Source organism: Thermopirellula anaerolimosa, assembly GCF_054657335.1.
Genome location: NZ_BAAHYX010000006.1, coordinates 2,872,440 through 2,885,155, shown reverse-complemented (window position 1 = coordinate 2,885,155; position 12,716 = coordinate 2,872,440). Strand labels below are relative to the sequence as shown.

At 63.4% G+C, this 12,716-nt stretch carries 8 protein-coding genes; 3 read left to right on the top strand and 5 right to left on the bottom strand.

Annotation, left to right across the window (positions count from 1 at the left end):
• Nucleotides 1-216 precede the first annotated feature (216 nt).
• The 4 genes from ACYQ6J_RS16315 to ACYQ6J_RS16300 all read right to left on the bottom strand — a co-directional run bounded on the left by ACYQ6J_RS16315 (nucleotide 217) and on the right by ACYQ6J_RS16300 (nucleotide 5,372).
• The gene (locus ACYQ6J_RS16315) at nucleotides 217-612 is read right to left on the bottom strand and encodes a nucleotide pyrophosphohydrolase (protein ID WP_460185255.1); all 396 of its coding nucleotides are present in this window, start codon (nucleotides 610-612) and stop codon (nucleotides 217-219) included.
• A gap of 95 nt (nucleotides 613-707) precedes the next feature.
• On the bottom strand, nucleotides 708-1,538 hold the full coding sequence (locus ACYQ6J_RS16310; protein WP_460185254.1) for a phosphoribosylformylglycinamidine synthase subunit PurQ: 831 nt from the start codon (nucleotides 1,536-1,538) through the stop codon (nucleotides 708-710).
• Between the two features lie 83 nt (nucleotides 1,539-1,621).
• A complete protein-coding gene (purL, locus tag ACYQ6J_RS16305) occupies nucleotides 1,622-4,540 on the bottom strand; it encodes a phosphoribosylformylglycinamidine synthase subunit PurL (RefSeq protein WP_460185253.1) in 2,919 nt (972 codons plus the stop codon).
• Nucleotides 4,524-5,372 (bottom strand): prephenate dehydrogenase, encoded by an 849-nt coding sequence (locus ACYQ6J_RS16300; protein WP_460185252.1) that lies wholly within the window; start codon nucleotides 5,370-5,372, stop codon nucleotides 4,524-4,526. Before ACYQ6J_RS16300 ends, purL begins: the two co-directional genes overlap by 17 nt.
• A 257-nt stretch (nucleotides 5,373-5,629) precedes the next feature.
• On the opposite strand from ACYQ6J_RS16300, the gene ACYQ6J_RS16295 reads away from it, so the two are divergent.
• From ACYQ6J_RS16295 to ACYQ6J_RS16285, 3 genes are read left to right on the top strand one after another with little or no spacing between them, the layout of a single operon-like run.
• Nucleotides 5,630-6,877 (top strand): glycosyltransferase, encoded by a 1,248-nt coding sequence (locus ACYQ6J_RS16295; protein WP_460185251.1) that lies wholly within the window; start codon nucleotides 5,630-5,632, stop codon nucleotides 6,875-6,877.
• Nucleotides 6,874-8,508, top strand: coding sequence for an O-antigen ligase family protein (locus ACYQ6J_RS16290; RefSeq protein WP_460185250.1), 1,635 nt, complete (start codon nucleotides 6,874-6,876; stop codon nucleotides 8,506-8,508). The genes ACYQ6J_RS16295 and ACYQ6J_RS16290 overlap by 4 nt, the downstream gene beginning before the upstream one ends.
• Entirely contained in the window at nucleotides 8,505-9,623 is a 1,119-nt protein-coding gene (locus tag ACYQ6J_RS16285) for a glycosyltransferase (RefSeq protein WP_460185249.1), read from the top strand. Before ACYQ6J_RS16290 ends, ACYQ6J_RS16285 begins: the two co-directional genes overlap by 4 nt.
• A gap of 277 nt (nucleotides 9,624-9,900) precedes the next feature.
• Here the strand turns inward: ACYQ6J_RS16285 and ppdK are convergent, their stop codons facing one another.
• Entirely contained in the window at nucleotides 9,901-12,636 is a 2,736-nt protein-coding gene (ppdK, locus tag ACYQ6J_RS16280) for a pyruvate, phosphate dikinase (protein ID WP_460185248.1), read from the bottom strand.
• Nucleotides 12,637-12,716: the final 80 nt, after the last annotated feature.

Below are 12,716 nucleotides of genomic sequence, written 5' to 3'. Positions count from 1 at the left end.
TTGCGGCGCTGCGTCCACCTCGGGCTTACGCCCGAGGCTCCAGGAAACGCACGAGGTTCCAGATGACGCCCGCGGCTCCAGGTAACGCGAGACTCAAATAACGCACGAGAGTCCAATCGGCGCATGAGGAAGAGGGTGAGACTCGAGATGCAAGCCTGCGGCGGAGGTTCAAAGCACTGGGGGGTACTTGCGTTTCGCGCCGCGCGGGAAGCGCATTCACAAATCCCCGGATAGCGCGGGATCGTCCGGGCCGAAATAGCCTTGATATTTCTCCGCCGGGTATTTCGCGACGTTTTTCTTCATCTTTTCCACGACGGCGGCGGCGACGTCGATCCCCAACTCGTTCGCCATGGCCAAGGCATAGCACACCACATCCGCCAGTTCCTCGGCGGCGGCGTCGCGCCTTTCGGGTTGGTCGGCTATCCGCCGCGACTGCTCGGGCGTCAGCCACTGGAAATGCTCCATCAGCTCGGCGGCCTCGATCGCCAGCGCCATCGCCAAGTTCTTGGGCGAGTGGAACCGATGCCAATCGCGAGCGGAGACGAAATCCTCCACCAGGCGGCGGAGGTCGGCCACCGTCGTAGAATCATCGGCGGGGGGATGGGTGCTCATGACTCGACTTCCGATTCGCGTTTCCAAGGACTCGGCGATGCGGCTTGCATTCCTCATCCGACGCCGCGCTCGCGGACGGTCCGCGGTTCACGCTCTTAGGCGAAGTAGGCCGTCGCGTTGCGGAATATCCGCAATCCGCATGGCGGGTCGGGCGGCGTTTCGCGGGTCCATCTGGGATGATGCACGGCGTCGATGAATCGCTCGGGATGAGGCATCAACCCCAACGCTCGACCGGAGGCGTCGCAGACTCCCGCCACGTTCGCCGCGGAACCGTTGGGATTGTAGGGAAACGGCAGAATCCCGTCTGCGTCGGCAGGCGGCGTTCGGGAACAGGGGTTGTTCTCCGGCGGCGCAGCGTAGCGAAGGACCAAGTGGCCGGCCGCCTCCAATCGCGACAAGGTCTCCGCGTCGCGCGGCACGAACTTGCCTTCCGCATGGGCAATGGGCAGTTCCAAGCGATCGATGCCTTCGAGAAAAGGGCATGGTCCGCGCCGCTGCCGATCCCAAGTGCGTGTCTCCAAGTGTACCCAACGGTCCTCGTAGCGGCCCGAGTCGTTCCACGTCAAAGTGGCGGGCACGACGCCTTCTTCATCGCGCGGCAGCAGAAGCCCCGCCTTCAACAACACCTGAAATCCGTTGCAAATTCCTAAAAGGAGCTTGTCTTCCGAGTGAAACTCTTCGAGCACGGCTTCCAAGTGCTGACGCAGTTGCAGGGCCAAGATTCGCCCCGCTGCGATGTCGTCGCCGTAACTGAAACCGCCGGGGATGCAAAGGATTTGATAGTTTCGCAGTATGGCCGGCGATTCCAGCAACCGGCGTACGTGAACGCGATCGGCCTTCGCTCCCGCCCGCTCGAATGCGTAGGCGGTTTCCAGGTCGCAATTGGTTCCTGGTGCTCTCAAGATAAAAACTCGGGGGCTTGCCATGGGCTGCGTCTCGGTGATTTCTAATTCCACGGGCCGGCGCCGAGCGACGGGTCGATCGGTACGCAGGGCGACGGCGGCAACGGCTACCAGGCCAGGGGTCGCTGCCAGGCCTCCTTCAGCCCCTCCAGCGGCGCTCGCACGATCTCTCGCCCCTCCCACTGGAACACCAATCGGGGGACGTCGGCGACCTCGCCCAATCGAGCGTAGGGAACGTCTCGCAACAGCGTCTCGAATTCATGGGCCCGGTCGCGCCGGACCTCGCAGAGAAAACGACTGTTCGACTCGCTGAACAGTCGGACGACCGCCGGAAGGGCGGGATCCGCGGTCGGCGCGGCGTTGAGATTCAACGTCGCCCCGAAACCGCCGGAAAAGGCCATCTCCGCGGCGGCGACGGCCAATCCGCCCTCGCTCAAGTCGTGGCACGCCGCCAAGCAACCGGCGGTGATGGCGCGGTGAATTGCTTCAAAGATACACAAGGCCCGTTCCGCGTTGTGCCGAGGCACGCGCCCGCCTTGCAATCCGCGGACCAGCGCCCAATGCGATCCGCCCAATTCGTCGTAGGTCTCGCCGACGATGTAGATCGGGTTGCCGGGCCGTTTCCAGTCCATGGTCACGCACGTCCGCACGTCCGCGATCCGCCCCAGGGCCGAAATCAGCAGCGACGGCGGGATGGCGATGGATTCTCCGCTTGCCGTGCGAAACTCGTTATTCAGGCTGTCCTTTCCGCTGATGAAAGGCGTCCCCAAGGCCGTTGCCACGTCGCGGCAGGCTAAGGCCGCGCGAACCAAGGAACCGAGTGTCTCCGGGCGATCGGTGTTTCCCCAGCAGAAATTATCCAAGATGGCGATCCGTCGCGGGTCGGCTCCCACGGCCACGCAATTGCGGACGGCCTCGTCGATGGCCGCCGCCGCCATCCAATAGGTGTCCAAATCGCCGTACCGCGGGTTCATGCCGCAGGCCAGGGCGATGCCGCAATAGGAATCGAGGACCGGTCGGAGCACCGCCGCATCGGAGGGGCCGTCCTCGCAAACGCCGACCAGCGGCTTGACGACGCTGCCGCCGAGGACTTCGTGGTCGTATTGGCGGATGATCCAATGCTTGCTGCACACGTTCCACGAAGCGAGGATGGCGTGGAGATCGTCCGTGAAGTCCGCGGTTTGCGCGACGGCCTGCCCGAGATCCAGGGGTGTCTCCGGCGGCGGGGAATAGACGGCTTGGCGGATCACCGGCGGTCGACCGTCGTGGAGGAAGTGCATGTCCAAGTCCGCCACTTGCCGACCCTCGTACTTCAGTACCAGCCTTCCCGTGGGGACGAAGCGGCCGATGACCACGGCCTCGACGCCTTCGGACTCGCAGAGCTCGTGCAGGGCGGGCCAGTGTTCCTCGGGAACGGCCAGGACCATCCGCTCTTGGGCTTCCGAGATCCAGATTTCGCAGTACGAGAGTCCGGCGTATTTCAAGGGGACGCGATCCAGTTCGACCTCGGCGCCGATGTCGGCGCCCATTTCGCCCACGGCGGAGGAAAAGCCGCCCGCCCCGCAGTCGGTCACGGCGTGATACCACCCGCGATCGCGGGCTTGGAGCAGCACGTCGAGCATCATTTTTTCGGTGATGGCGTTTCCGATCTGGACGGCGCCGCCGGAGAGGGACTCGCTTTCGCTGGTCAATTCGGCGGAGCTGAAGGTGGCGCCGTGGATGCCGTCGCGTCCGGTTCGCCCGCCCACCGCCACGATCAGGTCGCCCGGTCGGGCCGCTTTGTGCGACTTATCGCGCGGCAGAAGACCCACGTTGCCGCAATAGACTAGCGGATTGCCCAGGTATCGCCGATCGAAATAGACGGCTCCGTTGACCGTGGGAATGCCCATGCGGTTGCCGTAGTCGCGGACGCCGGCCACCACGCCCTTCATAACGCGGCGGGGATGAAGGACGCCCTCGGGAATGTCTTCCAAAGGAAGGTCGGGCGGAGCGAAACAGAATACGTCCGTATTGCAGATCGGCTTGGCGCCCAGACCGGTTCCCATGGGATCGCGAATCACGCCGCCGATGCCGGTGTTGGCGCCGCCGTAAGGTTCCAGGGCCGAGGGATGATTGTGGGTCTCCACTTTGAAGGCCACGTTGAAATTCTCGTCGAACCGGACCACTCCCGCGTTGTCCTCGAAGACGCTCACGCACCAGTCCGCCTCGCCCGAGCGTCGCCGAAGTTCCCGGGTGGCGGCGAAGATCGTCTCTTTGAGCATGTTTTGGAACCGGAGTTCCCGCTCTTCGTCGCGATACTCGATACGACCGGCGAGCGTCTTGTGGCTGCAATGCTCGCTCCAGGTCTGCGCCAACGTCTCCAGTTCCACATCGGTGGGGTCGCGCTCCAGGCCGCGAAAATGCTCGCGAATGGTCTGCATTTCCGGGAGCGACAGGAAGAGTTGCCCCTCGCGGCTAAGCCGCATCAGGGCCGCGTCGTCCATCTCGCGGAGGGGCACGGTGTTCAGCCGAAAGCGATACGGTTCGCCCTGTTCGATGCGATCGAAGGGAAGCTTTCCGCGAATCACCTGCTCCACAGCGTCGTTGGCCAGGATCTTGCCGCACAGTTTGGCCGATTCCTCTTCGGCCAGCCCGGCCACCCAGTACTTGCGAAAGGTTCGCACGGCCTCCGCCTGACCGCCGAAATCTCGAATGGCCGCCTGGGCGCTCAGCGCCACCGGGTCCATGACGCCCGGCTTGGGAAGGACGTAGATCGGCGTCATGCCGGGTTCGGGCGGTGCGAGCAGTCGCGGGTCGCCGACCGGCGCCGCCGTGAAACGCTCGACCACGGGGTCCGCCAGCAGTTCGACGGCCAGTCGCTCGATTCGCTCGGCCGCGAAATCGCCCTGAATCAGGTAGCCGCGGCCCGCCGCCAGACGCCACGCGACGCCGATTCCAATCCCCAAGTCGTGGGCGTCGTTGAGGACTTGCTGAGCGATAAGATCGGTCCGGCCTTCGGCGGGGTAGATGTCAACTTCCCAGAGCATCGCGATTCTTTTTTCCCAAGGTCAAGATTTGCTGCACGGCGGGCGCATCGCCTTTCTCCAGCGCCGCCGCCAGGTTGCGAAGACGTTCGCCGAATTTGCGACAGACCTCCAACAGATGTCGCCGATTCTGCATGCAGATTTGCGTCCACATCTCCGCGTCGCCGGCGGCGATCCGCGTCGTATCCAGAAAGCCGGTTCCCGTCAGGCGAAAATAAGGCTCCGGCAACATCCCCGCCAAGAGCGCGGCGACCACGTGAGGGAAATGGCTGGTCTCGGCCAATGCACGATCATGCTCTTCCGGCGGCATCCGGATGACGACCGACCCCAGCGAGGACCAGAACGCCTCCAAGACGTCGAAGTCATCGGCGTTGGTACGGGAAGTCGGCGTGAGGATGGTGACCCGACCTTCGAAGAGATTGGCATCGGCGTAGCTCGGTCCGGTCTTTTCGCTGCCCGCCAAGGGATGCGACCCGAGGAATCGACAACCGCGCGGCAAAGTGCCGTCCAGCGCCTCGACGATCTTGGCCTTGGTACTGGCGACGTCAGTGAAAAGCGTTCCCTCCGGACAATGCTGGGCGGTGCGATGGACCAGATCGACGACGGTGTCGGGCGGCGTGCACACGACCACCAACTCCGCATCGACCACGCCTTTGAGGGGATCGATGGTGGTATTCGTGACGGCCTCGACCCGCCGTGCGGCGCGGAGCGTCGTCTGCCGCCGGGCAACGCCGACGACGCGTTTGGCCAACCCGCGGCGCAGGAGCGCCTGCCCGATCGACGCCCCGATCAGGCCGACCCCCACGATAGCTACGCATTCCCATTGTTTCGCCATGATCACCCCCGGCGTCGGCCTGAATCGTCCGGTCAAGCCTCTTCATTTTAGCGGCTTGCCCCCGCAATACATCAGGGGCGGTCGTCCGCAGCCTTGCCCGCCGAGGTCCGCGCGTCGCCCCGCGCCCCCGGTTTCTCCATTGCTCCAAGTGCGAACGTTTGCTAGTTTCTGGCCTTCCGGCGGTTCCCGCCTGCCGCAAACCATCACGGGAAAGGGGAAAGCATGCGCCAAGCGGTCAAAGCGAAGGGCGTTCCGTCATGAAACGGCCCGTCAGAATCCTGCACATCTTCGCCCGCATGAACTGCGGTGGGGCCGAGTGCCGCACCTTGGACCTGATGCGGGCAGTCGATCCGGACGAAATCCGCATGGATTTTTGCGCGTTGTCCGGCCTGCCGGGGGTCTTGGATCACGAAATTCAGGCGTTGGGAGGAAACGTCCATCGGTTGCCGCTCAAGCAGGCCGGTTTCGGCCGGGCCTTTCGCGAACTGCTCGTTCGCGGGGGTTACGACGCGGTGCACTCTCACGTGCATTACCCCTCGGGCTGGATCGTACGTCTGGCCTATAAAGCGGGCGTCGCGAGGCGGATCGTCCATTTCCGGAGCGATTCCGACGGGAATTCCCATACTTGGCCTAGAAGGATCTTGCGTTGGTGTTTGCGGCACCTGATCGACCGATACGCAACGGATATCTTGGCCGTCAGTCGATCCGCCATGGACAGGGCTTGGACGCCGCGCTGGCAGGCCGATCCGCGATGCCGAGTCATCTACAACGGCCTGGATTTGGCTCGCTTTCCCGACCCCGCCGACGTGGCGAAAGCATGGAGCACGCGGGAAAGCCTCGGGATACTTCCCGAGAGTCCTCTCTGCGTGAATGTCGGATCCATCCGCCCCGTAAAGAATCACGAACGATTGCTGCGGATTTTCAAGGCCGTGGAAGAACGCACGGCAGGGGCCATGTTGATGCTGGTCGGCGATACGCTGGATCAGACGGCGTGGTTGGCGGAACGCCTCTACTCCCTCGGACTGGGGCCGTCAGTCCGCGTACTAGGACGGCGCAACGACGTGCCGGATTTGCTGGCCGCGTCGGACGTGATGATCTTTCCCTCGCTTTGGGAGGGGCTACCCGGCGCGATCTTGGAAAGCCTTGCCGTTGGAACGCCGGTAGCTACGTCCCAACTTTCCTGCATCTCGGAGATTTCGCAGTTCGTTCCCGGAATTCGGGCCGTCTCCCTTACCGAATCAGATCAACGCTGGGCGGAAGCGATCGCAGAGGTGATTCGCCCGAGCCTTGAAGAGCGTGTTGCCGTCCGCCGCGCGTTCCGCGAGAGTCCGTTCACGCTGGAATTTCACGCCCGGCAGATGCGCCGACTCTGGCTGGAAGGCGTGCCTTACGCTGGGAAGGGCCGAGTCCTTCCGAAAGCGAAGCACGGTCGGACGGCGGCTTTGCGCATGGAGAACGACGGGAGCGAGGGGCAAACGTTACGCGAAGGGAGGTCGGCGGCGTGAGTTGGGCCAAGGCCACCATCACCCTTGCCGCCACTACCGCCGCGTTTGCGATCACGCTGCGTCGGTTGGGAGAATACGGCGGCATTCATTTCCCGGAATTGACGCATTTCTTCGCCTACGCGCCGGCCTTCCTGTTGGGGCTGATGTATTGGCTGCACTGCCCCACCTTTGCCCGTTCCCGACCGGTGCTGCTACTCGCGGTCGTACCGATCGCGGGCTTGACCTACGCGAACTTGGCGGGCGGAAACACACCGCTGGTGGTCGCAGCCTTCCTGCTGATGGGCCTGCCCATCGCCGCAATGATGACGGTACATCGCTGGTGGATTCCCGCGGCGCGGATTTTCGTCTTTGCCAACGTTGCGGCCTTGGTGTTGACTCTGTACTTGGACCATCTGGTTCATGCGGGCAGTTGGGGACGCATCCTGGCCCGTTTCGGCTTCAGCGTGCTATCGACCGGCGAGGCATCGAGTAATCCCAACCAGATGGGCGGGCAATTCGCCCTGGCCGCCGTGATGGCGGTGATTCTGTTTTTGCGGTCCGGTCGGTCGCCGCGTGACCGGGCCGCCTCCGGTGGTTTCGGCGACGACGACCATTGCGGTCGGGATTGGGTGGACTGCTTGGGTGCCGCCGACGCGACCGTCTTCATTCGTGAGCCGAACGTTGCCATGATTTCGCCACGTTCCGCCGCGCAGCGCTTGCCCGATACCGCCTCCCGCCGCCTCGAAGACGCCGGGGGCGCCGGAGCGAAGGTCCTCGGTTGGTTTTCTCTGGCGGCGGCAGGACCGCTGATGCTGGGTTGTTTTCTTACCGGTTCCCGCGGGGCCGGTCTGGCCCTGCTGGCGTCGATGGGCGTGCTCTTGCTCGCGGACGCCCGATCTCCAAACGGTGGTCGCCTTCGCGACCTATTCGCCGTGAGCGTCTTTGCCCTTTGGCTGGGCTGCCTGGCGGTCTTTCTCTCCGGAATCAATCCATTAGAACGTATCCAAGCCCGACTCATGGGTAGCGAAGGCGCAAGCATCCGCTCGCTGGGAAGTCGGCTTCCCATCTGGGAGAACGCATTCCGCGCCTGGACGACGGACCCGGCAGCTATCTTGATCGGCGCAGGCACCGGGCAAGCGGAGATCGCCTTGGGCCGACTGGATGCAGGCGCCAAACCCGGCGACCACGGAGAGTACCGTCGCGCTTGCCACAACATGTTCATCGAGTGGCTGTTGAGCTACGGTATCTTCGGGTTGCTACCGGGAGGCTGGTTCTACTGGGCGTGCTGGCGACAGGCCTCTCGGCTGGATCGGGCCGAGGGAACCTATTCGCGACGCACCCTCCTGCTCGCCGTTACCCTATTCGGCATGACCGCCGACCTGCATCGCCATTTTCACTGGATCTTCACTTCCGCCTGGTTGCTGGCGTTGCTCGATCCGGCCTCCTTGGGAACCGGCATGGCGCGCTCCGTGCAATCGCAAGAAGCGGCGATCGTCCCCGGCCAATCGCTCTCCCTCCCGCGCGGCGGCGCGTCATGGCGAGAATTTCCGGAGGGGCGCTTGAGCGGAAATCTCCCGCACGCCGACAAAAGAACGGTTGCTGCTTTCCGGTCGATCCCTCCGTCCCACTTTCCGCGTGTCTTCCAGCAATGATTATCCTCCATGCGGCCCCCGTCACGTGGCGTCACCCGAATGGTGTTACGCACGCCGTTCAAAACCTGGCGACGGCGCAGAATGACGTGCCCGGTTGTCGCGCCGGCCTTTGGATCACGTCGCGCGACGTAGGGACACTGCCTCCCTTGAACTTTCCCGTTTTCACACCGGGAGACTCGGCGGGCATTCGGGCGCCGGATCGTCTGCCGGATACTTTTCGTCGCCCCGACCTCGTGGTGTTCCATAGCACGTTCGTCCCGCTGCACGCGACTGCGGCGGCCCACCTGCGAGAATTGGGCGTTCCCTATTTGCTCTGTCCCCACGGCGGCATGGCGGCGGAGGCCCTGCGGCAAAAATCATGGAAAAAGCGGTTGGGTCGCCTATGGTTCTTCGACCGGTTGGTTCGTGGGGCGGCGGCCATCCAGTATCTATCGCACGGGGAGTGGGAAAACTCGGGAGATTGGGGGCGGCCCGTCATCATCGCAGGTAACGGAGTCCATCCCCCTACCGACGACGCAATCGCCACGCCCGGCCGGCGATCAGGCCGCAGGTTTCTCTTCCTGGGCCGACTCCACATCGCGCATAAAGGGTTGGATATCCTGCTGGAAGCCTGCCGCAAGGTCAAGGAACCGCTGCTCCGCCGGGGCGTTGAAGTGGTCATCGTGGGGCCGGACGTGGGAGGCTCGCGTCGGCGAATCGAAGAGCGCATTCGCGAGTTGGACCTGGGGGCGTTGGTGCATGTCCGCGATGCGGCGGTTGGAGACGAGAAACGGGCGTGGTTCCAATCCGCGGATCTATTCCTCCATCCCTCCCGCACGGAGGGACATCCCACGGCGGTCCTGGAGGCCATGTCGTTTGGGCTGCCGGTCTTGGTAACGCCCGGCACAAATGTGGCGGATGAAGTGGTGACCGAAGGGGCCGGTTGGGAGACCTCCTGCGACCCGAGCGAACTGGCGCGCGATTTGCGCATCTTGGCCGAACTCCCCGGAACGGCCTTGGCACGGGCGGGTTTTGCCGCACGAAATTGGGTACTCCGAGAGTTGACCTGGAATCGCGTCGCCGCGCGGACCGTCAACAAGTACCAACGGGTACTTCAGCTTGCCAGGGCGGCTTGAACAGCCCGAATTGTCGGAATCGTAAACGGTCGCACCTTCGCGAGTTCGAGGCGTGCCGTCGCATCCGCCCCGGCTTGCGTCGATTTCCTTTTGCGGCTTCCCCTCGAATCGCGATTAGGCACGCCCCGTCGGACCGAAGCTGGGCAACGAAACATCGCCCAACGAAAAAGAAGGGCCGGGAGAGATTTCCCCGACCCTTCGCGAAAGGCATTGTAGCGGTGATTCCCGACGTCAGGTCGCAAGATCGCTTACGAACCGGACCGCGGGACAAATCGCGTCATTTGGCGCGTTTCGCCTTGATGGAGGACTGAGCCGCGGCCAGTCGTGCGATGGGCACCCGGTACGGCGAGCAGCTTACATAGTTCAGCCCCGTGCGGAAGCAGAACTCGACCGAATCGGGATCGCCGCCTTGCTCGCCGCAAATGCCGACCTTGAGGTCCGGTCGAGTCGCCCGACCCTTGCTGACCGCCATCTGGATCAATTGGCCGATGCCTTCCTGATCGATGGTCTGGAACGGGTCGGCCATCAGGATCCGTTTTTCCAGGTAGGTCGGCAGAAATCCGCCGATGTCGTCTCGGCTGAAGCCGAAGCCCATCTGCGTCAAGTCGTTCGTGCCGAACGAGAAGAACTGCGCCGTTTGGGCCATCTTATCCGCCAGCAGGCATGCCCGCGGAATCTCGATCATGGTGCCGTAGAGGTAGTCGATCTTGACGCCGAATTGCTTTTCCACCTCGGCATGGACCTTATCGACGACGGCCTTGGTGACGTCGAGTTCCTTGACGTCGCACGTGACGGGGACCATGATCTCCGGTCGCGGCTTCTTGCCGGCCTTCAGCAATTCGGCGGCGGACTCGAAGATCGCCCGAACCTGCATGGCCGTGACCTCGGGGTAACTGATCCCCAACCGCACCCCGCGATGTCCCATCATGGGGTTGGTTTCGTGCAATTCCCGGGCACGCTCCTGAATCTGTTCCACGGTAATTCCGACGGCCTTGGCCAGTTCCGCCTGCTTTTCCTCTTCCTGCGGGACGAACTCGTGCAAGGGCGGGTCCAAGAGGCGGATCGTCACCGGCAAACCGTCCATCGCCTCCAGCGTCCCCTTGATGTCGCGCTTGAAGAATACGAACAGCTCATCCAAAGCCTTTTGCCGCTCGGCGGTCGTCTTGCTAAGGATCATCTTCCGCAGCACGAACAGCGGTTCGTCGGAGCCTTCGCCGTAGAACATGTGCTCGGTCCGGAACAGACCGATGCCTTCGGCGCCGAACTCACGGGCCAGTTTGGCATCCTGCGGGGTGTCGGCATTGGTCCGCACGCCCAATTCGCGGAACTTTTCGACCAGCTTCATGAACTCCTGGAGACGGGGGTTCTCGGTGGCGTCGATGAGCGGGAGTTGCCCTTCGTACACCAAGCCGCGCGTACCGTTCAAGGTCACGTAGTCGCCGCGCTTCCAGGTCTTATCGCCGATTTTCATGATGCCGGCGGCCACGTCGATCTTGATCATCCCGGCGCCGACGATGCAGCATTTACCCCAACCGCGGGCCACCAAGGCCGCGTGGCTGGTCATGCCGCCCCTGGCCGTAAGGATGCCCTCGGCGGCGCGCATGCCTTCGACGTCCTCGGGGTTCGTCTCTTCGCGGACGAGGATGACCTTCTTGCCCTGCTTGGCCCAGGCCACGGCGTCCTCGCTGGTGAAGACGATTTGTCCGCAGGCGGCGCCCGGGCCTGCCGGCAAGCCGCTGGCGATCGGCTTGGCCTTCTTCTCAGCGGCAGGATCCATGATCGGGTGCAATAGCTCGTCCAGTTGCTTGGGCGCCACGCGAAGCACGGCGGTGGCCTCGTCGATCAGGCCTTCCGCCAGCATGTCCATGGCGATGTTCAGGGCCGCGGTACCCGTCCGCTTGCCCACCCGGCATTGCAGCATCCACAGCTTGCCCTCTTGGATGGTGAACTCGATGTCCTGCATGTCCTTGTAGTGCTTTTCCAAGCGGATGCGGATGTCATCGAGTTCCTTGTAGAGGGCGGGAGCGACCTCTTCCAGCGACGGTAGGTGCTTGTTCTGCTCGCTCTTGGTCGCGACGTTGAGGGGATTGGGGGTGCGGATGCCCGCCACCACGTCCTCGCCCTGGGCGTTCGGCAACCACTCGCCGTAGAACTTGTTCTCGCCGGTGGCCGGGTTGCGACTGAAGGCCACGCCCGTCGCCGAGTTGTCGCCCATGTTTCCGAAAACCATGCTCTGCACGTTGCAGGCGGTGCCCCACTCGTCGGGGATGCCCTCGATGCGGCGATAGGAGACGGCCCGCTTGCCGTTCCAGCTCTTGAAGACCGCTCCAATACCGCCCCACAACTGTTCCTGCGGATCGTCCGGGAACGGCTTGCCGAGCACTTCTTGAACCTTGGCCTTAAACTGCTCGCACAAGGTCTGCAAGTCCTCAGCCGTCAGGTCGGTGTCCTTCTCGTAGCCCTTCTTATGCTTCAAAGCCTCCATCAGCCGTTCGAGTTGCTGGCGGATACCCTGGCCCTCCGCCGGTTCGATGCCCTCGGCCTTCTCCATCACGACGTCCGAGTACATCATGATGAGTCGGCGATAGGCGTCGTACACGAAGCGAGGGTTGTTCGTCTTCTTGATCAAGCCGGGGATCGTCTTGCTGCACAGACCGACGTTCAGCACGGTTTCCATCATGCCCGGCATGGAGCGACGCGCACCCGACCGGCAGGAGACCAACAGCGGATTCTCGGCATCGCCGAACTTCATGCCCATGGCCGCTTCCACCTTTGCGAGGGCTTCGGCGACCTGCTCCTTCAATCCCTCCGGATATTGTCCGCCCTGCTTCATAAAGAGGGTGCAGACTTCGGTGGTGATGGTGAAACCGGCGGGGACTGGAAGGCGGAGGTCCGGGTGTCCCGCCATCTCCGCCAGGTTGGCGCCTTTACCGCCCAGCAGGTTGACCATGCCGGCGTTGCCTTCGGTGCCCTGCGGTCCGAAGAAATACACGTACTTCGCAGACTGTGCCATCGTGTGAGTTCCTTAAAAGCTAAACAAACTTCCCCTACCCCCACAGGCTCTCCCGGCAACCTATGTTGTGGGGATATTAC

Excerpts from the sequence above, each read along its gene's own strand:
- ACYQ6J_RS16300 (WP_460185252.1), bottom strand. The coding sequence starts at position 5,372 with ATGGCGAAACAATGGGAATGCGTAGCTATCGTGGGGGTCGGCCTGATC.
- ACYQ6J_RS16285 (WP_460185249.1), top strand. The coding sequence starts at position 8,505 with ATGATTATCCTCCATGCGGCCCCCGTCACGTGGCGTCACCCGAATGGT.
- ppdK (WP_460185248.1), bottom strand. The coding sequence starts at position 12,636 with ATGGCACAGTCTGCGAAGTACGTGTATTTCTTCGGACCGCAGGGCACC.
- ACYQ6J_RS16315 (WP_460185255.1), bottom strand. The coding sequence starts at position 612 with ATGAGCACCCATCCCCCCGCCGATGATTCTACGACGGTGGCCGACCTC.
- ACYQ6J_RS16295 (WP_460185251.1), top strand. The coding sequence starts at position 5,630 with ATGAAACGGCCCGTCAGAATCCTGCACATCTTCGCCCGCATGAACTGC.
- purL (WP_460185253.1), bottom strand. The coding sequence starts at position 4,540 with ATGCTCTGGGAAGTTGACATCTACCCCGCCGAAGGCCGGACCGATCTT.
- ACYQ6J_RS16310 (WP_460185254.1), bottom strand. The coding sequence starts at position 1,538 with ATGGCAAGCCCCCGAGTTTTTATCTTGAGAGCACCAGGAACCAATTGC.